Consider the following 21,424-nt stretch of genomic DNA (forward strand, 5'->3'; position numbering starts at 1 on the left):
TTAAGAAAGCAGAAAATGCATCTGTCCCACACTTTTCGCACCTTTTGATAAGCCCTTGTTGCTACTGGAAAAAAATTCCTATTGCCGCCGTAAGGATCATCTCCCTATGCACCCTCTCCTTCTCGCCTTCTTCATCATCACCTCCTCTCTCGTCTGTTCTGCGCAGACTCAAATTACCAACCCTGCCAAGCGTCCTCGCGTCATCCTCATCAGCATCGATGGATTTCCCGCCTGGATCTGGAAAGACCCCAGCCTCCCGGCCCCCAACCTTCGCCAACTCGCCGCCAACGGAGCCTCCACCGAGGCCATGACCGTCTCCAATCCTTCCATCACCTGGATCAACCACACCACCCTCATCACGGGAGTCAGCCCGCGCAAACACGGTGTCCTCTTCAACGGTCTCCTCGTCCGCCAAGGTCCCGGCAAACATCCGAAAGTCGAACAATGGGTCGACAAAGACCAAATGGTTTTCGCCCCCACCCTCTACGATCTCGCCCACGCCAAAGGCCTCACCACCGGCGAAGTCAACTGGGTCGCCGTCACCAATGCCAAAACCATCGCCCACTCCTTTCCCGAACGCCCCCGTCTCGAAGGCCCCATCGAAAAAGCCATGATCGACAAAGGCATCCTCACCACCGACGACATTCTCGGCTACCAATCCGGCCCCACCTCCCGCAACATCGCCTGGCGCGACGAAACCTGGACCAAAGCCGCCATCCACATCCTTCGCGAACACCAGCCCGACCTGCTCCTCTACCATACCCTCAATACCGACGCCATCCATCACCGCCACGGTCCCGCCACCTGGGCCAGCTACACCGCGCTCGCTTATGCTGACCGACTCGTCGGCGACCTCGTCGATGCCGTCGATGAGGCAGGCCTCGCCGATCAAACCACCTTCATCATCACCACCGATCACGGCTTCAAAAAAGTCACCCACTACGTCTATCCGAACATCGCCCTCAAACAAGCCAGATACCTCAAAGCCCTCGGACCCACGATCACCAGCGCCGACGTCTCCGCCGTCACCCAAGGCGGCATGGCTTTCGTCTACATCAACCGTCCCGAACGCCGGACCGAACTCCTCCCTCAGATCAAAGCACTTCTCCAACAAACCGAAGGCATCGACCAAGTCATTGAAGGCAAGGACGCCAACTCGCTTGGCATGCCTACTCCCGAAGAGAACCAGGGCACCGGCGACCTCATCCTCTACGCCAAACCCGGCTACGCCTTCAATGCCAACGCCGCCGGCGACGCCATCACCGGCCCCGCCGAGAACTACGGCGGCACCCATGGCTACCCCGCCAGCGATCCCGAACTCGACGGCATCTTCATCGCCTCCGGCCCCGCCATCAAAAAAGGCATCCTCCTCCCCCGCATGGCCAACCTGGATGTCGCCCCCACCATCGCCAAAATCCTCAACCTCGAAATCCCCAATCCCGAAGGAAAAGTCCTCACCGAGGTCCTCACCGGCCAATAACCTGGAGCAACAGCGCTTGATCGGAAAAAAATCAAGCCTATAACCCAAGACCAAATTGTAGCTGGGAAACTTCCTCGGCCCTCTTTTCTGCCATGCATGCGCCCAAGCCATCATTCACGCTCTTGCTACTGGCACTCTTGATTGTTCCATTCCTTTGCCGAATCTTCCTGGCTGAGCCCTAACCTGCCATCATCCTTCCAGACGGCGCAACGACGATCAAACGAACTGAACAGCAGGTCTCGTTCGAAATTCGCCAGATCCTCGCAACCAATTTTCAAGGGGCCGAGGTAACCCTCAAACCCAGCGAACTCCTCTCTCCGGCGCCCCCGGTCTATTTCCACGCCATCATGAACAATGATTTCGGCCTTAATCCCATCAACCGACAACGGCACGGTTTCGCAAACCTTCTATTTCGGTAAACCCGCACGCCCGAAGAGATTTTGTTTGCCAAACAGTGGTATGCCCGTCGGCTCCAAACCCTGCGCCTCCAGAATCAATCATTTTCTACTAGGGTGAAATACGTCACGTTCGATCCATCAACCCGTCAACCCATTGCGGAACAATTGGTGCGAACCAAAGCCTATGAGCTTCGCTAAACGCTGGCACGATGGGGTCTGGAACCGGCTCATCGCTTCCACCATCACCGATGATCTCACCCTATCCAAGGTGCGCATCGCAACTGCCATTTTGACGCTGTTGTTCTTCGATCTTCACTTCGCTTGGATCACCGATCTGCCACCATCCCTCTTTGCCCCGCATAAGCTCTCTTTAGCCATTCTCTTCAAAGACATGCCCGGAAAATTGTGCTTCCAGATCGGCGAAATTTTGTTGGTTTTTTCAGTGTTCTGCGTCGCGATCGGCCTCAAGTCCCGCATCAATTGCCTGCTCTTTGCCTTCACATACATTTGTCTGTGCTCGTTCAAATACAGTTTCGGAAAAATTGATCATACCATCATGCTTCCGGCTGCTTTCTTCTGTCTTGCATTGACTAATGCCGGCTGTCGATGGGCGATCATTCCCGACCGCGAAAAGTCATTCGTCCCCCGAGGTGAAACCTTGCTCTCCATCACGCTTGCTTTTGGGATGTTCACAGCGGGATTACCGAAAGCCATCCACTGGCTTGACTTCGATTTAACTCACAATGGTTTCCTCTCATGGTTCTATCGGGGTTACTTCTCGATGGAGCGGCAGCCTTTCGGTGCTTCATTGGTGTTTCAAATGCCAGCATGGCTCACCGAGGTCTTTGACTACTGCGCGGTGGCCTTCGAGCTCTCCCCGTTCTTCTGCCTTCTGCTTGGTCGCACCTACTGGCGCACTTGGATCGTGGTAGCCTGCCTGTTTCATACATTCAACACCATCTTGTTGGGCATTCCATTTTTCATCAACATCGTTGCTTATCTTCCGTTCATCTTGTTGGATCGTCAGGCTATCGCTGCCCCACGCAAAAACCCTTTTGTAAGTCTTGTCGTCGTTTCTTTTGCACTCGCGGCTCTAACCATGCATTTCGCGCAAACCTTCAAATGAATGGAGTTTCATTCGATTGCTCAATACTGCGTCAACCCCGACTACATCGCGCCACTCCTCGCGACGCTCTGGGCTTTGTGCGGACTTTTTGCCGCCAGAAACCTATGGCTCTCACATATGAACCCGTCCCCAGAGGCTAATTTTCCCCCCTCTCCTTCCGCTTCACCGCGATGAACACCGGCGACCTCTCCGGCTGCAACGGCTCTTTCTCGATGTCCAGCCAAGTATTAAACGCATGAAAATGATGCGGCAAACCCGTGAACCGCATCGAATACTGCAACGCCTTTCCCCCATCCAGCAGCGTCGCATGCTGCACGTTTAACTTCCGCGCCAGTTCCGCCGCCTCGCCAATGTTCATCAATCCCCCATTGCCCGACAATACCATTACCACCCGTCCATCCTGCCTCACCCCCGCCAGCGCACGATACGTCAGCCGGTCGCCATTAAAATACTTGTTTGGCGCCAGATCCACGTAGGAAAACACCGTGTGATTTTTTAACACCGACGGATACCCCTGCGAAGCCTCCGTCAATACCCCCGGCGTCTCTTCAAACAACGACTTCGGCCCAAACCATGGTCGCCCGTCCTTCACAAAAAAATAACCGGTCCATGCCGTGAAAGGACGGCTCACCTGCTGACCCTTGCTCACCACCAGCCCCAATGGTTTGCCTTCAGGATCGCGAAAATTCGCCGTGATCGCAAACACCGCCTCTTCGGCCCCCAATCTTTCCCGCGCCGTCGTCAACTCAAACTTCTCCCGGAAACTCGTCACGAACTCATACTGCGCCGGATCAAACTCCACCACGTGGACCTCCGCCCCGATCACCGCCTGCGTCACATGCTGCCACAATCTCTGCGCCGGCCTGCGCACCTCCAGCGTTTTCCAAGTCGCCCCCGGCGTCCGTGCCTGATCATGCAACGCGCCGAAAAGCTCACTCATCCCCACCGACGCCACGTCCTTCCACTCGCCCGAATCCAATCTCACCTGCAACGCCTTCTTCGAATCCCGAAACGCCACAAACGTCAGGTTCCCCCGCAAGTTGAACACATAATCCACCGCCACCAGCGCCAGCACCCCGGCCAGCACCGCCAGCAATACCAGTTTGGTCAAACAGCCGAAACGAAACCGTCTGCGTTTGGATTTCCGGGGTTTTGTCACGACGAGAAACTACGCACGTTCCACACCTCCATCAACTCCTCAGGCAACTCTTCCACAAATCGCGACAACCGCACCATGATGTTCCCATCCCGCGCCTGAAAATTCACCATCGGACACAGCAAATACAACTCATCCTTCGCCCTGGTCAAGGTCACAAAAAACACCCGCCGCTCCTCCTCAATCGCCTCCAGACCGCCACTGTCCACCACCCGCGAATTCGGAAACATCCCATCCGCCAGCCAGATCGCAAACACCGCATGCCACTCCAATCCCTTGGCCTGATGCACCGTTGTCAAAGTCACCGCATCTTCCACCTCCTTCACCTCCGCCTGCTTCGGCGACTCATCCGTGTCCAGTCCGCTCAACAACGCCAGCTGACTCAAAAACTCCTCGGTGCTCTCAAAGCGCCCGCTGTATTCCTCCAGCTGCTCAATGTCCTGACCACGTTGATCCGCATTCTTGAACTTCGCCTTCATGTAATCCTCATAAACCCCCTCCACCACACTGCGAATCATCCGACCCGGCAACACCGGCACCCCATCTTTCCCCAACAACTCATCCAGCGTCCACGCCGTCTGCTCCCAAACCTTTTGCGCCTTCTTCGGCACCTTCAATTTCAACAACAATTCCGCAAAACCTTCCCCATCCATCACGATCCCCTTCGACGTCGACGTCACGTCCCCCATCCCCACCCACGCCGACCACATCTTCATTGCCGACGTCCCCCCAATCCCCGGCACCAACCTCACCATCCGCATGAACGAAACCTCATCGCGCGGATTGATCGCAAACTTCATAAAAGCTGAAACATCCTTTACATGCGCCTGCTCAAAAAACCTGAGCCCACTCGTAATCACAAACGGAATCCCCCGGTTCGTCAGCTCCAGCTGAATGTTCAACGAATGGAAATGCGCCCGGTAAATCACCGCCATCTCCGCCAGCGGCACCCCCTCCTCATGCAACTCCAATATCCGCTGCGCCACGAACGACGCCTGTGCATCCGGATTGTCCACCTTCACCAACCCCGGCAACATCCCCCGCCCCTCACGCGCCGAAACCAACGCCTTGCGAAACTGACCCGCATTGTGATTGATCGACTCGTTCGCCAGTTCCAGCACCTCCGGCACACTCCGATAGTTCGTCTCAATCTTGTAAATCCGCGCCCCCGCATGCCGCTCCCCGAACCTCAAAATGTTGTTCACGTCCGCCCCCCGCCACGAATAAATGCTCTGCGCATCATCTCCCACCACCATCAAATTTCCCTTCTCACCCGTCAATAAATCAATCATCCGACACTGCAACGCATTCGTGTCCTGATACTCATCCACCAGCACAAACTGAAACACCCGCCGATACCGCTCCAGCAAATCCTCATTCTCCTCCAGCAACTTCACTGTCAAGGCCAGCAGATCATCAAAATCCACATTGTTCGTCTCCAGCTTCTTCGCCACATAGGCGTCGCGAACCTTGTTGATCCCCTCCATCACCGGCTCAAACCAGTCATACTTCTCCTTCACCACCTCCTCCACCGACACCAGCATGTTGTCTGCGAGCGAACAAATGTCCCCGATCACCTCCGACTTCGGAAACCGATACGACGTCACGTCCACCCCGCTCGACCCCACCACCGTCTCCATCAGATCCTTCTGGTCTTCCCGATCCATGATCGAAAACCCCTGCCGCAACCCCAACCTCTCGCCATGCAGCCTTAGCAGCCGATTCCCAATCGAGTGAAACGTCCCGCCCCACAGGCGCCTTGTCTCCACCGGCAAAAGCGACTGCACCCTCTCCAGCATCTCCCTCGCCGCCTTGTTCGTGAACGTTAGCAATAGAATATTTTCCGGCGCGATTCCATTCTGCAAAAGGTAAGCCACCCGAAAAGTCAGCGTCCGCGTCTTGCCACTTCCCGCCCCCGCAATCACCAGCGACTTCCCCGGCGGCGAAGTCACCGCCAAAAACTGCTGCTCATTCAGCTCCGCCTTAAAATCAATCCCCGTCCCCTGCGGCGAAGCCGAATGCAAAGTATAATCACGCGCCATGTGTCCGCAAAGGATTGCAATGGTTTGCCACCCTTTGCAATCCCGAACGTGACACAGGCTTGCAGCCTGTGGGTGTGACAGGCATTTTGCCTGTCCCGAACGTCTCCTCGCACCTCCTCCATCCCACCTCCCCAAACCACCCCAAAAATTTGGACTGCGGTGGCAAGCCCTAAAGCGCGACACCGCTTTCGCCGAAGCCCAAATCGCCCTCACCTCCTCACCCCTCCCCAACCGCACTTCATCTCACCCTTCATTCCTCATTCCTCATCCCTCATCCTTCCAACATCCCCTCCCCCTCACAGCGGAAACAACCACGGCACCACCAACACCGTCACCACCAGCACCAACAAGGTAAACGGCACCCCCACCTTCACAAAATCCATGAACCGGTAATTCCCCGGCCCCATCACCAGCGTATTCACCGGCGAAGAAACCGGCGTCATGAACGCCGCCGATGCCGCAATCGCCACCACCATCGCAAAAGGCACCGGCGAAACCTCCAGATGCTTCGCCACGCTCAAAGCAATCGGTGCCATCAATACCGCCGTCGCCGTGTTCGAAATGAACAAACTCGTCAGCGCCGTCATAACAAAAACCCCGCCCAGCAACCACCTCACCCCCGCCCCTTCCATCAAACCCAAAAACCCCTCCACCGCCAAACCCACCCCGCCCGTGCTCTCCAACGCCTGCGCAAACGGAATCATACCCGCAATCAAAATCAAACTCTGCCAGTGAATCGACTTGTAAGCACCCGCCAGATCCACACACCGAAACAGCCCCATCAACAAACACGCCATCAACCCGGCAATCACATTCGGCACCCAGCCCCCCACCATCAGCACCACCATCAAAGCCAAAACCCCCAGCGCATGCGGCAGCCGGTCTCTCGCCGGAGCCACGTCCTCCACCTCAGGCGGCAACCCCAACACAATAAAATCTCCCGCCATCCCCTGCAACTGGCGGATCGACTTCCACGGCCCCGCCACCAGCAAAACATCCCCCATCTTCAACTTCTCCTCCAACAACTGACCCTCAAACACCTTACCCTGCCTGCGCAATCCCACCACACTTAATCCATATCGCGACCGAAACCCCTGCTCCTGCACACTCTTCCCAATCGGCGGCGACTCTGGAGCAATCATCACCTCCACCATCCCCGCCTCATTCCAACTCTCCCGGAAATACCCGCCCTTCATCGGCAACAACTCCCACCCCATCTCCTCACAAAAACCCCCGATCTTCACCTCCTGCGAAAAATCCACCAGCAACACATCCCCCACCCGCAATTCCATCCCCGCCCGCGGATTCAACAACACATGCCCAAACCTCCCCGCCCGCTCCACCGCCACCACATTCGCTCCATGCTCGCGCCGCAAATTCAGCGCATCCAAGCGCTTCCCATCCAGCCCGCATCCGGCCCCAATTCTCAAACGAAACCCCCGATTCTCCAACCGGTATTCCTTGATGAAATGCGATAATCCACGACGCACCGGCACCACCGCCCCCCCATCCGCCGCCCCCTTCAACCAACGCTGTGCCACCACCATATACCCAATCCCGAACGCCAAAATCAACAACCCCAGCGGCGTAAAACTAAAAAACGCAAAACCCTCAAACCCCTCCTGCCTCAACGCCCCATCCAATACCATGTTTGGCGGCGTCGCCACCAGCGTCAGCATGCCACCAATCAAACCCGCAAAGCTCAACGGCATCATCAACCTCCCCGGACTCACCTTCAAGCGCCGCGCCACTCCCAACGCCACCGGAATAAAAATCCCCACCACCCCGGTCGAACTCATCACCGACCCCAACCCCGCCACCACCAGCATTAACAAAACCACCAGTTTCATTTCGCTCTTCCCCGCCCGGCGAACCAGCCAGTCCCCCACTTCAAACGTCACCCCCGTTCGCACCAGCGCCTCCCCAATCACGAACAACAGCGCAATCAAAATCACATTCGGATCACTAAACCCCACCAACGCCTCTTGCACCGAAATCACCCCGCTCAAAGGCAGCAACACAATCACCATCAGCGCCACCACATCCATCCGCGGTTTGTTCACCACAAACAACACCATGCAAACCCCCAGCAACATCAGCACCATCAGCAAATCCCAACTCATCAACCACCCCTCGCCACAATAATAACAACCGCAACCACGAACTAAGCACCAAGAACCAAGAACCAAGAACCAAGAACCAAGAACCAAGAACCAAGAACTAAGAATCAGGAACCCTTCACCCCATCAACATCGCCTCCAACTCCTCATCACTCACCCCCGCCATCACCGTCGCGTCCTCCTCCATCGCCATGTCCATCACCGCCCGCTTCTTGGCCTGAAGCGCCAAGATCTTCTCCTCCACCGTCCCCCGCATCACAAACCGCTCCGCCGTCACCGGCCGACCCTGCCCAATCCGGTGCGCCCGGTCAATCGCCTGCGCCTCCACCGCCGGATTCCACCACGGATCCATCAACAACACATGATCCGCCGCCGTCAGGTTCAATCCATAGCCACCCGCCTTCAAACTGATCAGGAAAAACCTCTTCCTGCTTCCCTCCGACTGAAACTCCGCCACCTGCCCCGCCCGATCCCGCGTCGACCCATCCAGATAACAGTATTCAATCCCCCCCTTGTCCAACCGCTCCCTCACCAGCTTCAGCATCCCCACAAACTGACTGAACACCAGCGCCCGATGGTCCCCCTCGATCAACTCCTGCAGCATCTCATCAAACCGATCCCACTTGCCACCCGTCGCCCCGTCCTCCGATTTCAATCCCACCAACCTCACATCATTACAAATCTGCCGCAGCCGCAACAACACCGTAAACATCGTCATCCGCGCCGACCCCTTGCCCGCCTTCTTCCGTGCCTGGCGAATCTCCTCACGACCTTCTTCCAAAATTCGCGTGTAAACCTCCCTCTGCATCGGAGTCAAATCACACCAAACCACCTGCTCCATCTTCTCAGGCAAGTCCTTCACCACCTCACGCTTGGTCCTCCTCAACAAATAGGGCTTCACCAATCGCCGCAGCCTCTCCATCGCCGCGCGAGCCTGACGCGAATCCGCCTGCGCCATGTTTTTCACGTATCGCTCATGAAAAGCCTCCTTGCCCGGCAAATGCCCCGGCATCACAAACTCAAAAATCGACCACAGATCCTTCACCGAGTTTTCCACCGGTGTCCCTGTTAGCGCGAAACAAGCCCTCGACCGCAACTGCCTCACCGCCTTGGAAGTCACCGTTTCCGCGTTCCTGATGTAACTCGCCTCATCCAGCACCACGACCTCAAACATCACCTTGGAAAGAAACTCCAAATCCCTCGCCACCAACTGATACGAAGTGAATATCACATCGTAATCCTTCAAACGATCCCAATGTTCATGACGTCCGCCTTCGTGCGACACATGAATCCGTAGATCCGGCACAAACTTGCGCGCCTCGTCCGCCCAGTTGCCCAACAACGATGTTGGACAAACCACCAGAGCCGGACCCACCTTTTCACTTCCAGAAAGCAATAAACGAAGCAGCCCCAAAGTCTGCACCGTCTTGCCCAATCCCATCTCATCCGCCAGCAATCCCCCCAAGCCAGCGCGACCCAAGCGTTCCATCCAGCGAACGCCTTCGCGCTGATAATCCCGCAATCGATCCCCCAAGTTCCCCATTCTTTCCGCAAACACTCCACCACTCAAAACGCTCCCGACCTCACCAAAGCCAGCTCCTTTTTCCGTGAAATCCGTCAAAACGCCCACCTGGCGACGACGGATTGCCAATTGCTCGCCACCGCGCTCCAGCTTGGCCGACAAATCATGCAAGGTTTCCTCAAGATCTTCACAGCCCTCCACATCCAGCACAAAACGTTTGCCACTTGCCGTCCGCCCCTGCCTCTGCCCGCTTCGAATCAATCTCAGCACCTCATTCCGCGACACCTGCACCCCATCCACCGACTCATAAGCCACTTCAAGATTCAGCCAATCCATCCCCGATCCCTCCTGCGACTCCGCCCCTTTTACCTCTCGAACATTCGGACGAATCACCGCCAAACTTCTCGACAACGATTTCCACTGATCTCCCTCCTGAATTTCGAAATCACGTCGTAAACGTGGTAATTCGGTCGACATGAAGCGTAACACTTCCGCCTCTCCAGAGATCTCCAACACTCCCACAGCAGCTTCCTTCAATCCCGACGCTTTGAGCCGATTCCAAGCCGACAGCTCTGCTGCTTCATTCCTTACATAATAAACCAATTCATTAGTCTCGTCTTCAACAGGATAAATATGGTTGTCAATATTTTCTCCATACCAATAAGATGCGTTAGAGAGCTTCATCTCCAATCGAGCCAGCAACCGCTTCAAATTGCCATCCAAGTGCAACGTGAAAACAGGCACAACTGGCATCAATCTCAAGTCCGGCAACCAATCATCCAACAATCCAAACATTTTTACATATTCGGGCAATTTTGTGATCACCTCCCTCAACGGTAGCTGCAAACGTCCAGTCTCAAAAAAACGTGAAAACTCCACAGCTTGATCCTTGTCCGCCCGCACCAACACTGCCTGATCCCCCAGTTCAACCACCCCGATATTCGCCACGTTACTTTTGTATAATACCCTTTTTAAAAGACTAACAATGAGTGTTTTGTCAGATTTAATATGCGATATTTCTGTTAATCCGATCAACTCATTCTTAATCAACAATTTTTGAGCGCTTTTTATGTCGTTGCCACCATTAAAGACATGATTGGCACCCTCCAACACCCCCAGCAACTCACCAAGTTCTCTTGCACCAAGCCGCAATGCCTGAGTCCCCAAGCCCAATCCCACTCCACGCATCCAATTCCACAACTCCGGCGACACCTCCTCCTCACCATGTTCGTGACGAAAAAATACCGGAACTGTCCCTTTAGATTCTAGTCGATCCAACTGCGATAACATGATCGAAACATAAAAACGTCCACTTGGTGGTTTCTCCACTTTCACCATTCCTGAATCCACCTTGGCCGCAGGCGTCGCCGCCACCTTCACCGGAGCCGGTGCCGGAGCCATCGGCCCCTTGATCACCTGCAGAGCCACCGCCAGCACATGGGAACAAATCACCCCACGACGTCCTTCAACACATCCACACCTCCCCTCCACTTGGCCACGACCGTCCACCAACAAACTCGCTCTATACGCCCCCTTCCCAAGTCCAACAACTCCGTGGAAACCCTTCTCATCCTGCTTGGCATCAGCGACTTGCCCAAGCTTTACATGTTCTTTTGCCGCTTTGATTGCCTGCCAGCCACCAAAGTCGCTTAATCGTTGTTCCGTGATCTCCATGGGATTTTCTTGTTGCTGCGCCCCCGGTTTGTGATGGAATGGCAGCGCCAGTTACCCAATATGAGGATCGTCGCAATTGCCAACCAAAAAGGAGGTGTGGGGAAAACCACCACCGCCTTGAACCTATCCGCCTGCCTTGCCGCTGAAGGCGCCCGGATTCTCTTGATCGATCTCGATCCCCAAGCCAACGCCACCAGCGGTCTCGGCATCGCGCAGGAGGATGGCGGCAGCCTCTACCCCTGCCTCATTGGACAATATTCCGTTACTGACGTCATCCGCAGCACCCGCATCCCCAATCTCTCCATCATTCGTTCCCACCAAGAACTGGCAGGCTGCGAAATCGAACTCGCCCAGGCCGGTGATCACCTCACCCGCATCCGCGATGTCCTCGCCCCGCTTAAAACCAGCGGCCATTTCGACTACGCCATTCTCGACTGCCCCCCTTCTCTCGGAGTGCTCATGACCGGAGCCCTCGCCGCGTCTGACGAACTGCTCATCCCCATCCAGTGCGAATATTTCGGACTCGAAGGCCTCTCCAAAATCGTTCAGATCGTCCCCCAAATCTGCGAAAGCGGTGCCAACCCCAACCTCACCATTGAGGGCATCGTCATGACCATGTTCGACTCCCGCATGAACCTCACCCAGCAGGTGGTCAATGACGTGCGAACCGTCTTCACCGATGTGGTTTATCAAACCGTCATCCCGCGCAGCATCCGGCTTGGCGAAGCCCCCAGCTTTGGCAAAACCATCGTCGAATACGATCCCGGCGGCCGCGGCTCACTTGCTTACCAGGCCCTCGCCACCGAATTCCTCACCCGACATCGAAACAGCTAATTGCCTCTGCCCATTAGTCTCGGCCCTTTTCCCTTTTCTCTTATCTAAACTGGTATAACCTCCGCCCGTGATCGTATTCGCCACCGCCAGTCAAAAGGGAGGAGTCGGTAAAACCACCGTCTGCATCAATCTCGGCCACGCCCTCGCGCGCCGCGGCTGGAACACTCTTCTGGTCGACACCGACCCTCAAGGCGGCATCGGACTCTCCCTCTCCAAAAACACCCGCAAAAAACGCGGCTTCTACGACTTCATGGCCAAGGGCGGCGAAGCCCGACGCCTCATCATCCCCACCCGCCTGCCCGAGTTCAGCATCCTCCCGAGCGGCAGTGCCGATGAGTTCATGCGCGGCACCGATTTCGAAAACGCCCCCGAAAAATTGCGCGACTTCCTCCGCCAGATTGACCTCCTCGGTTATGACTGCGTCATCCTCGACACCGCCGCCGGCATGACCAGCATGACCGAAACCGTCGTGCGCGGTGCCGACTGGATCGTCGTCCCCCAACAGGCCGAACCCCTCGCCGTGCGCAGCATCCCCCTCCTCATGGAAACGCTCTCGCGATTCCGCAAGGAAGGCTCCCCCGTCCGCATCGCCGGCATCCTCCTGACGATGGTGCTCAACACCCACGAGGCCAGCCTCAAAGTCGTGCGCGAACTCCGCCAGATGCTTCCGCCGCAGCTCCTGTTCCAACAGGACATTCCTCGCGACAACCTCTTTTTGGAAGCCAGTGCCATGGGATTACCGATCGCCCTCATGCGCAAAAACCCACCCGCCACCGCCCTCATCTTCGATCAGCTTGCTGCCGAGCTCGAAGAACGCACCGGACTCGGCGACCGCAAAGAACAAGACCACAGCCATGCAAGTCTCCTGGATTGACCCCGAAGAAATCAGCGCCCTCGCCAAGGAGTTGCTAGATCCCCTCCCCAATGACCGCCACCGCGAACCGACGGTGGAACGCTTACCGGACGCCGCGACCCTCGCCTCCGCGCAACTGATCGACGACTCAACCGAAGAAGGAGCCTTCAGCCGCGCTCCCGATCACTCCCCTGAACTGGAGCAGATCCGCGCCAAACTCCGCCACATTCGCGACCGCGCCAAAGATGCCGGCCTGCTTCCCAATCCCTCCATACCGACTCCCGCTCCAACGCCCACACCAGCACCTACCCCCGTCGCTGCCAGCAATCCAACACCGGAATTTCAAGCCGCCCCAGAACCTGAATCCGCGACCACTCCCGTTGAACCAAGCCCCAACTTCCAACCTCAGCCAGGTTCCATCTCCGATCGTCTCGACAGCTTCGCCAAATGGGCCATCACCCAATCCAAAAGCGACAACCTTCTCATCCTCGACCATCACGGTGACATCCTCTGGGGCGTCCCCACCCGCGAAGATCTCGTTGTCCAAACGATGCTGCTCATCAACACCGCCACCATCAACGGCACCCCCGTCGAGCACGCCCTGAGCACCACCACCAGTTCGGAAAAACAGCTCACCGTCTTGCGCAGCCCTACCCGTTACGGCAGCGTCACCATCAGCATCCTAGCCCCTTATTCCCCCAACGAGGACACCCTCACCAGCCTCCGCGAGTCCCTCACCCTCGCCATCGACGAAGCAATCGTTGGCTGATTTAAAGGGTCAAGTAAGTAGAGTAGCTCCATCATGGAAGCACTCTCCATAACTCGGTAAGGCCGTGGAAACCTTCGCTTCGGGCTCAGTAGGCACGGGCACTCTGGGCATACATACGGGAGAGCTGGAAATAGACGTCAGCCGACATAGTTACCGGCGGGATATTGGGAAGAGATGGTGAATGTATGAACAACCCGATCTTCACACGGAAAAATGACCGGGCAAAAGAAGGGCTCGCTCTCAAAGATTGCACCTGATGAACGGTCACGAATACGTCAGCAGGAAAGCCTGGATGACCACTAGAGGTGAATTTTCTTCCTACTCATCGTCACCGACATTTTTTCGACAAGTGGACGATTAACAGTAAATTTCCCGAACGACTCTCAGCGGCTACTCCGATGAATTCTTCCAACACCAATCCCCTTTCTCCGAGAAATATCCCGAATGTTGCACCCGTTCATTTCTTCGGCTTTTTGGGTGCCTCCACAGGCCTCGGCGAGACCGGAAGATTAATCATCAAGTCCATGCAAACTGCAGGCATTGACGTGCAGATTCACACCGTCCCGCTGCCGGGTCGTGATCATATAGCGCCACCCGCCAATGCCCACACCATATCCAAACTCACCCTCCCTCCAGAAGGAAGTCTCATCATCCTGTGTTTGGATCCTCAGAATGTCGCCAACCTCACTGATCGAGTGCATCCAGACTTTTTCACCGGCAGACGCTACCATGTCGCCGTGTGGTTTTGGGAACTGAATGCCATTCCACTCTCGACCATCCGTGCCAGCCAGAATGTGGATGAAGTCTGGGTGGTCACCCCGTTCATTCGGGATGCGTTTGCACGCGAACTCACGATCCCCGTGCGCACGTTCCCGCATCCCATTGATCCTGCCATCCTGGATTCCATCAACCCGATCAAGGCCCCGGCGGTGGACGGTCGGTTTGTATTCCTTTTTTCTTTTGCTTACGACAGCTACGGCCCCAGAAAAAATCCAGAGGCCATTTGTCGTGCATTTGCATCGGCATTTCCAGAACCTACGGAAGACGGTCCGGTGCTGATCATCAAATCCTCCAAGTCGAATGAAACCTGGGTGATGAACCATACCCGCATGGTCACTGAATGGAGCCATCGCCCGGACATCTATTTTATCGATGGGGTCATGACCGACCAGGCCCGCCTGGAGCTGGTCAAACGCTGCGATTGTTATGTTTCCCTGCATCGATCTGAGGGGCTTGGGCTAACCATCATGGAGGCCATGGCACTCGGCAAACCCTGCATCGCCACCGGCTTCTCGGGAAACCTGTCTTTCATGAACGACGAAAACAGTGCCCTTGTCCCATGGGTTCCCACGCGCGACGGCCTGCACGCTCCCCCCTACAACGAACTTCCAGAAGCCGAATGGGCGGAACCCGACATCACGGCCGCCGCAGCGGCCATGCATCGCATCTTTCGTGATCCAGCCTATGCTCAAGCCATCGGACGACAAGCCGCCAGCGACATCCGCTCCATCTACAGCCTTCAAGCCGTGGGCGAGAAACTGCGGTCTCTTATCGACAGCTCTCCCGTTCCAGCGGCTCCTGGGGATGAACCGCACCCTGGTCATCGATTCTCTTCGCCAATCTCCGACGCCGTTTCAATCCCCACGCTAACTGGCAATTCCATCGAGTCCTGTTACGCTCAAGCCACCAGAGCTTTGAAAGCCATCAAACTCGAAATCCAGAATCGCCCCCCTGCATCTCCCCTGTCATCCCCCAGCGGCAGCAACCACCAGGAGCTTGCAACGTTCCTCACCCAACTCGTCGACGTTTGCCAGCTTTCCCTCACCGCTCTCAAGGAGAAGGAGAAAAGTTTGGTGACCATTGTTCGCGATCTTAACAGTCTGTTTGGCTCCATCCAGATCCCCGCCCTCTCGGACCTTGATGCGGAAACGACCGAGATGCTTCTCACCACCTCCTCATCACGCCCGTCCACTGAAACGTTTCACACCAAAGCCGTCCGGTCTTTGAATGCATTCAAGAGTGATCTCAAGCAGCGCAAAAACGGTCAAAGCTCCAACAGCAAGATCTCAACCGAGGAAGCTGCCGCCTTTCTCTCACAGCTAACCGACTCCTGTCATCTCGCCTTGAAGGCCGTCAAGGAAAAGGAGGAGAGCATCATGTCTGCGGTGCGTGGGATTGATGCACGCCTGATTCTGATGGAGGATCAAGTCTCCAAACTCTTCCCTCTCGTCGCCGCCCTTTCGAAAGCGCAGCACTCCAAAAGCTCAGACTGGGAACGTCTCGGCATTGAGGCTCCCAGTTATTAACCTTTTTTCCCAGCATGCCTTTCCCCCACCAAGATCGTTGCTGGCATGAGGTGGCCACGTTTGTCCAAAGACACGCTACCCCCAATGCCGCTCTGCTCGCTCCAGACGAGTTTGTCGAAATTTTCGACAACGTCTATTCCTACGAAGCGCCAGGACTCGATCCCACCATCAAATACGACTGGATCATTATCCACAAAGGCCTTTGCGACAGACTCGATCAGGTCTTCATCAATTCCGTGGTCGCCGCTGTTCCCCCACTGCTCGCCAACGATGTCTTTGTGGTTTTCTCCAAAACGGCCGGCCTGAACCCCCTGCCCCCAAACTCCGTCCATATCAACGCCCTGCGCCATGCTTTGCGCAGTCTCCCCAAACAAGCGCACGCTCCCGTCCACCCTTCGGCACGCATCCGACCCGTCAACTTTACCAAGCTCGACGTCGAAGGCGTTCGCGAAGCCATGAACTCGCGTTACCGCCAGGACGAACACGATGAATTCGGCGGATACGAGCATCCTCATCTGTGGGATCAGGTTCGATATCACGAGGTCGACCGGCTGTTCCACCAACTCATCGGCGATGTTCGTGAACTCGATGTGTTGGAGATCGGCTGCGGCATTGGACGCAACACCAAATTTTTTGAACATGCGGCCAGCTATCTCGGAACCGATCTCTCCGACGTCGCCATTGCCAAAGCGCAGCAGCGGGGGTTCGATCCCACCCATTTCAAATTTCAGCCCATGGACGCCATGGACCTCCAACTTCCCGACGCACAATTCGATCTGGTGTTAGGGGCTGAAATCATCGAACACGTTCAGGACTCCGACCAGATGCTCCGCGAAGTTCACCGTGTCCTCAAACCCGGGGGGCGCTTCCTCTTCAACTCGGCCAATCGCGACAGTCTTCATTTGCGCATCATCCGTGGCATGGGTCATCCCGAAGTCCGCAGCACCTATGAACATTTTCGGGAATACGGTTACATTGAGATCCAGGGGATACTCGATCAAATTGGCTTTGCGGTCACCGCCAGCGAAGGCGTTTTCATCCACCCCTATCTCAGCATTCCCGGAATCGATGAAAGCGTAAAAAACATCATCCTCGACGATCCCCACATCGTGGAAAGCCTGCGTGAAATCGGCAACCGTGCCGGCCCCGAGTTTTGTTTTGAATTCATGATCGCAGCGACCAAAATTCCGAACCCTGCCTGAAGCGCCCCTCGGTTTGCCGACAATGCCCGGATGATCGGGATCATCGATGGGGAATTCGAGCACTCGCAATCGCCCGTCTCAAAGCCGGGATGAGTGTCCCCGTTTTGTGCCACACCATCCGTCCCGGAATCGCATCCATCCATCCATCCATACGACTCAACCAGCGCGCCAAGCACCTTGGGAACCCCCTCCGCGCAACTCACATTGGCGATTCCACCGAGGAAGGCGTCCCCGCCCGCGAAGATCTCGCTGTCCAAACAGCTCACCGTGTTGCGCAGCCCCACCCGCTACGGCAGCGTCACCATCAGCATCCTAGCCCCTTATTCCCCCAGCGAGGACACCCTCACCAGCCGCCGCGAGTCCCTCACCCTCGCCATCGACGAAGCCCTTATCAGTTAACGAAGCGCGACATCTTCGGCCAATTCTCACGAGCACCAAACGTGCGCCCCAGGAAGCTTGTAATGAACGACAAGGCTAACCACTGAGCACAACCAGCAGAAGCGTCGCAGTATCCACATCCATAAATTCACTTTTTAGCTTGATTGCACGTAGAGAAAACAATCCTTATGATGCAATTCATCGGTTGTTTGCGGGCATTCAACACAAATCACCCACCCCAAAGCCCCATCCCTTTTTTAGCGACTTAGTTGTGCTTATTTGCGGACACGGTTATGCAGCGAATTTTGCCTTGTTCAAAATCATCGATCGCGACATCAAAAGCAGCAGCAACGGCTACAACGTTCCGGAGAATAGGATATCTTCAACGCCACAACCGGCCTCGCCTGAGTTCGCTAGGGCTTCACCCCTGACGGTCAAAACGACATCGAAGTCAAAGTCACCTCATTCGGCACCGGCCCCGTAAGCGGCGTCCCCTACAAAGTAAGCGTCGACGACTCCACCGCCACAGGTCTGGTCAGCAGCTTGTCAAACAAGACCAGCCCATCCACCAACAACAATGGCCACAGTTGGGGCAACAGCATCGACATCCTTTTTCTCTCAAACACCACCATTACCCCAAATCAGATCAGCGACTACCCCTTCTCCAGAGGAATACCGCAGCCACAACGTGGGAGGATTGCTTGACTGCCGCCACCATTACCGATATGGCCCTCAATAACTTCACCCTCATCACCGTCACGGAACCCTCTCGTTTCTCCCTGCTCCTCGGTGCATTGACACCGCCCCTTCTTCATCGCGCCCTTCTGATCTAGAAGCTTTATCTCCACCCGCCCTATTTTGTCGAAACGAACCCAAGACAAATCGATGGACTTCAGATAAAAAGGATTCCCTCCTTTCACAAGTCCTCATCAATGTCTTCGTTTAACGCTACTACCACCCACCCCTTCCGCCTTCACAGCTTTAGCACCCCCCTCCTCAGCCTACTGCTCACCACATTCTTCCTCGTTTACCCGGCCCAAGCCAACGAGCCTGTCAGCTTTGAAATAGCCGCCGCCCCGTCCTGGGTCCTCCCTATCACCCCTCCAACAGGCAACCAAAACAGCCCCGACACCATTGAGGGCGGCATCGACTTCCTGCTTCTCGACAACCAGGAAAACTTCGCCACCAAATCCGTCTACTACCATCAGGCACGCCAGATCCTCACCGATCAAGGCGTGCAAGACGGTTCCGACATCTCCGTGTCATTCGACCCCACCTACCAAAAACTTACCTTCCACTACATTCGCGTCAGTCGCGCAGGCACCCCCGCCCCCACCGACCACCTTGATCGCAAACACTTCCAAATCCTGCGCCGCGAAACCGAAATGGAATACTTCCTCCTTGATGGCCGCTACACCGCCCAGTGTGTCCTCGAAGACGTTCGCGTCGGCGACATTATCGAATACGCCTACACCATCGACGGCGCCAATCCCGTCATGGCAGGCAAAAACTCCGCCATCTACTACACCACATGGCGCGTGCCAGTCGGCCACATCGTTGTCCGTTTCCTCTACCCGCAAAATCATCCCATCCACTTCCAGGCCACCAATAAGAACATCACCCCAAAAATCACCTCGACCAACGGCCTCACCGAATGGTTTTGGGAAGAGCACAACGTCGCCCCCAGACAACAGGACCCCTCAACTCCCGCCGATTACGATCCCTACAGTAGAATCGAAGCCAGCGATTTTCTCAGTTGGAATGAAGTCGTTGAATGGGCCCTGCCGTTCTACACCCCCATAAAAACACTCTCCCCAAACCTCAACGCCGAAGTCCAAAAACTCCGCGACATTATCGATGCCGACAGGCGCATCCTCGCCGCCATGGCTTTTGTCCAAGACGAGATCCGCTACCTGTCAGTCTCCTCAAGCATCCACTCCCACCAGCCCAGCGCACCCGAAGAAGTGCTGCGCCGTCGATTTGGCGACTGCAAAGACAAAACCCTGCTATGCGCCACCCTGCTGGAACACTGCGGCATCTCCGTCTCCCCCGTCCTCGTCAGCAGCAGCAACCGCAGCACCGTCATCGACATGTTGCCCTCCCCTTACGCCTTCGACCACGTCATCCTTCAAGTCGAGACCCCACGCAACACCTACTGGCTTGACGTCACTGGCTCCAACCAACGCGGCCCGCTCGACCAAGTTTACATCTCCAACTTCGGCCAGGGACTGGTCATTACCCCAGGAAAAAGCCTCCTCACCGCCTTTAAAGCCCCCGCCACATCCATCCCAAAAACCACCATCCAGGAAAACTACATCATCCGCGAACCCGGCCAAAACAGCCTCCTCGACGTCACCACCATCTATCACGGTGCCGCCGCCGACAGCACACGTTCCAACTTCAAAAACGAAAGCCGCGCCACCCTCCAAAAAAACTACCTCAAATACTACTTCCCCAAATTCCCCGAAATCACCGCGCGCCAGCCTCTCAAAATCACCGAACTACCCGACCAAAACGCCTGCAAAGTCGAAGAGCAATACACCCTCACCAACATCTGGAAACTCAACGAAAAAGAAAACACCTACACCCTCTCCATCAGCTCCTCTGAACTGCTCTCCCAACTTGGCGACCCCATCGCCCTCCCACGCGAAGATCCCGTCGCCTGGCATCACCCCGCCAAACTCAGCCACGAAATCAACCTCCAATTCTTCCAACCTTGGGAAATTGAAGGAGAATCCACGCACGCCACCAGCGACGCTTTTCAATTCGATCACTCCACCAAAGTCAAGGCCTCCACCATCACCCTCAACTACCAATACCAAACCCTGGCAGATCGAGTTCTCGCCAACAAAATTCCCGCCCATAACCAAGCCGTGGAAAAAGCCACCGGTGCCCTCGGCTACACCTTCACCTACCGGACTCCCGAACAGCAAACCCTCACCCTGGCCAATCAACCAAACAACCCCAATTGGCTCATCCTGCTCTGCTCAGCCCTCATCTTCGTCGCTTCAATCATCGGCTGCATTGTCATCTACAAGTGCACCGCCAAAGTTCCACCACTGCTCCCCTCAATCGAAAACGCCGCTTACGAAGGCCTCAGTGGCTGGCTCGTCATCGTCGGATTACAAACCATCGCCCGCCCCATTTCATTGATCGCCTACATGGTCCCCCTCTTCGCCATCTTCGATCAAACCCGCTGGAACGCTCTCACCCATCCATCCTCCACTCAATACCACCCCATGTGGATGCCCGTCCTGCTCTTCGAATGGACTTTCAACCTTCTCGCACTGGTCTTCAGCACCATGCTCATCATCATGTATTTCAAAAAACGTGCCTTCTTTCGCACCGGCACCATCATCATTCTAGCGGCCTCCGTATTGGGGCTCAGCATCGATTACCTCATCTCCGAAGACCTGCTCTCCGTCGTCTCTCCAGAGACCCCCGACGATGTCATGTCAGACATCATGCGAACCATCGTTGCCTCCTCCATCTGGATCCCCTACATGCTCATCTCCAAACGAGCCAAAGCAACTTTTCGCCATTAATCACCCCACCTCCTCTCGC

General features: G+C 55.9%; 15 protein-coding genes. 10 read left to right on the forward strand and 5 right to left on the reverse strand.

Annotation, left to right across the window (positions count from 1 at the left end; genetic code table 11):
- Positions 1-106 precede the first annotated feature (106 nt).
- Positions 107-1,480, forward strand: a complete 1,374-nt coding sequence (locus FEM03_RS15540; protein WP_138087201.1) for an alkaline phosphatase family protein — start codon at positions 107-109, stop codon at positions 1,478-1,480.
- Between the two features lie 125 nt (positions 1,481-1,605).
- On the opposite strand, the gene FEM03_RS15545 is transcribed toward FEM03_RS15540, so the two are convergent.
- Positions 1,606-1,872 (reverse strand): hypothetical protein, encoded by a 267-nt coding sequence (locus FEM03_RS15545; protein WP_138087202.1) that lies wholly within the window; start codon positions 1,870-1,872, stop codon positions 1,606-1,608.
- Positions 1,873-2,062: 190 nt separating this feature from the next.
- Here FEM03_RS15545 and FEM03_RS15550 point away from each other — a divergent pair, with 190 nt between their 5' ends.
- On the forward strand, positions 2,063-3,004 hold the full coding sequence (locus tag FEM03_RS15550) for an HTTM domain-containing protein (RefSeq protein ID WP_138087203.1): 942 nt from the start codon (positions 2,063-2,065) through the stop codon (positions 3,002-3,004).
- Positions 3,005-3,140: 136 nt separating this feature from the next.
- Here the strand turns inward: FEM03_RS15550 and FEM03_RS15555 are convergent, their stop codons facing one another.
- From FEM03_RS15555 to FEM03_RS25630, 4 genes are all read right to left on the reverse strand, one after another.
- Entirely contained in the window at positions 3,141-4,163 is a 1,023-nt protein-coding gene (locus FEM03_RS15555; RefSeq protein WP_138087204.1) for a phosphodiester glycosidase family protein, read from the reverse strand.
- Positions 4,160-6,202 (reverse strand): ATP-dependent helicase, encoded by a 2,043-nt coding sequence (locus tag FEM03_RS15560; RefSeq protein WP_138087205.1) that lies wholly within the window; start codon positions 6,200-6,202, stop codon positions 4,160-4,162. The genes FEM03_RS15555 and FEM03_RS15560 overlap by 4 nt, the downstream gene beginning before the upstream one ends.
- A 296-nt stretch (positions 6,203-6,498) precedes the next feature.
- Positions 6,499-8,325, reverse strand: coding sequence for an SLC13 family permease (locus FEM03_RS15565; protein ID WP_138087206.1), 1,827 nt, complete (start codon positions 8,323-8,325; stop codon positions 6,499-6,501).
- Positions 8,326-8,440: 115 nt separating this feature from the next.
- Positions 8,441-11,518 (reverse strand): DEAD/DEAH box helicase, encoded by a 3,078-nt coding sequence (locus tag FEM03_RS25630; protein WP_138087207.1) that lies wholly within the window; start codon positions 11,516-11,518, stop codon positions 8,441-8,443.
- A gap of 60 nt (positions 11,519-11,578) precedes the next feature.
- On the opposite strand from FEM03_RS25630, the gene FEM03_RS15575 reads away from it, so the two are divergent.
- From FEM03_RS15575 to FEM03_RS15605, 8 genes are all read left to right on the forward strand, one after another.
- Complete coding sequence (locus FEM03_RS15575; protein ID WP_138087208.1) at positions 11,579-12,352, forward strand: ParA family protein; 774 nt, start codon at positions 11,579-11,581, stop codon at positions 12,350-12,352.
- Positions 12,353-12,419: 67 nt separating this feature from the next.
- Positions 12,420-13,226, forward strand: a complete 807-nt coding sequence (locus FEM03_RS15580; RefSeq protein WP_138087209.1) for a ParA family protein — start codon at positions 12,420-12,422, stop codon at positions 13,224-13,226.
- Positions 13,207-13,974 (forward strand): hypothetical protein, encoded by a 768-nt coding sequence (locus FEM03_RS25635; RefSeq protein ID WP_138087210.1) that lies wholly within the window; start codon positions 13,207-13,209, stop codon positions 13,972-13,974. Before FEM03_RS15580 ends, FEM03_RS25635 begins: the two co-directional genes overlap by 20 nt.
- 524 nt (positions 13,975-14,498) lie before the next feature.
- Complete coding sequence (locus tag FEM03_RS15590) at positions 14,499-16,280, forward strand: glycosyltransferase family 4 protein (RefSeq protein WP_166442896.1); 1,782 nt, start codon at positions 14,499-14,501, stop codon at positions 16,278-16,280.
- A 14-nt stretch (positions 16,281-16,294) separates the two neighbouring features.
- Entirely contained in the window at positions 16,295-17,482 is a 1,188-nt protein-coding gene (locus FEM03_RS15595; RefSeq protein ID WP_138087212.1) for a class I SAM-dependent methyltransferase, read from the forward strand.
- A 177-nt stretch (positions 17,483-17,659) separates the two neighbouring features.
- On the forward strand, positions 17,660-17,881 hold the full coding sequence (locus FEM03_RS15600; RefSeq protein ID WP_138087213.1) for a hypothetical protein: 222 nt from the start codon (positions 17,660-17,662) through the stop codon (positions 17,879-17,881).
- Positions 17,882-18,561: 680 nt separating this feature from the next.
- The gene (locus FEM03_RS25640; RefSeq protein WP_276609658.1) at positions 18,562-18,693 is read left to right on the forward strand and encodes a hypothetical protein; all 132 of its coding nucleotides are present in this window, start codon (positions 18,562-18,564) and stop codon (positions 18,691-18,693) included.
- A 99-nt stretch (positions 18,694-18,792) separates the two neighbouring features.
- Complete coding sequence (locus tag FEM03_RS15605; protein ID WP_138087214.1) at positions 18,793-21,405, forward strand: DUF3857 domain-containing protein; 2,613 nt, start codon at positions 18,793-18,795, stop codon at positions 21,403-21,405.
- Positions 21,406-21,424: the final 19 nt, after the last annotated feature.

Source organism: Phragmitibacter flavus, assembly GCF_005780165.1.
Classification (GTDB): Bacteria; Verrucomicrobiota; Verrucomicrobiia; order Verrucomicrobiales; family Verrucomicrobiaceae; genus Phragmitibacter; species Phragmitibacter flavus.

What these genes read in the sequence shown, in the direction of transcription:
- FEM03_RS25635 (WP_138087210.1), top strand. Translation starts at nt 13,207, where the DNA reads ATGCAAGTCTCCTGGATTGACCCCGAAGAAATCAGCGCCCTCGCCAAG.
- FEM03_RS15595 (WP_138087212.1), top strand. Translation starts at nt 16,295, where the DNA reads ATGCCTTTCCCCCACCAAGATCGTTGCTGGCATGAGGTGGCCACGTTT.
- FEM03_RS15560 (WP_138087205.1), bottom strand. Translation starts at nt 6,202, where the DNA reads ATGGCGCGTGATTATACTTTGCATTCGGCTTCGCCGCAGGGGACGGGG.
- FEM03_RS25630 (WP_138087207.1), bottom strand. Translation starts at nt 11,518, where the DNA reads ATGGAGATCACGGAACAACGATTAAGCGACTTTGGTGGCTGGCAGGCA.
- FEM03_RS15565 (WP_138087206.1), bottom strand. Translation starts at nt 8,325, where the DNA reads ATGAGTTGGGATTTGCTGATGGTGCTGATGTTGCTGGGGGTTTGCATG.
- FEM03_RS15590 (WP_166442896.1), top strand. Translation starts at nt 14,499, where the DNA reads ATGCAAACTGCAGGCATTGACGTGCAGATTCACACCGTCCCGCTGCCG.
- FEM03_RS15540 (WP_138087201.1), top strand. Translation starts at nt 107, where the DNA reads ATGCACCCTCTCCTTCTCGCCTTCTTCATCATCACCTCCTCTCTCGTC.
- FEM03_RS15550 (WP_138087203.1), top strand. Translation starts at nt 2,063, where the DNA reads ATGAGCTTCGCTAAACGCTGGCACGATGGGGTCTGGAACCGGCTCATC.
- FEM03_RS15605 (WP_138087214.1), top strand. Translation starts at nt 18,793, where the DNA reads ATGTCTTCGTTTAACGCTACTACCACCCACCCCTTCCGCCTTCACAGC.
- FEM03_RS15575 (WP_138087208.1), top strand. Translation starts at nt 11,579, where the DNA reads ATGAGGATCGTCGCAATTGCCAACCAAAAAGGAGGTGTGGGGAAAACC.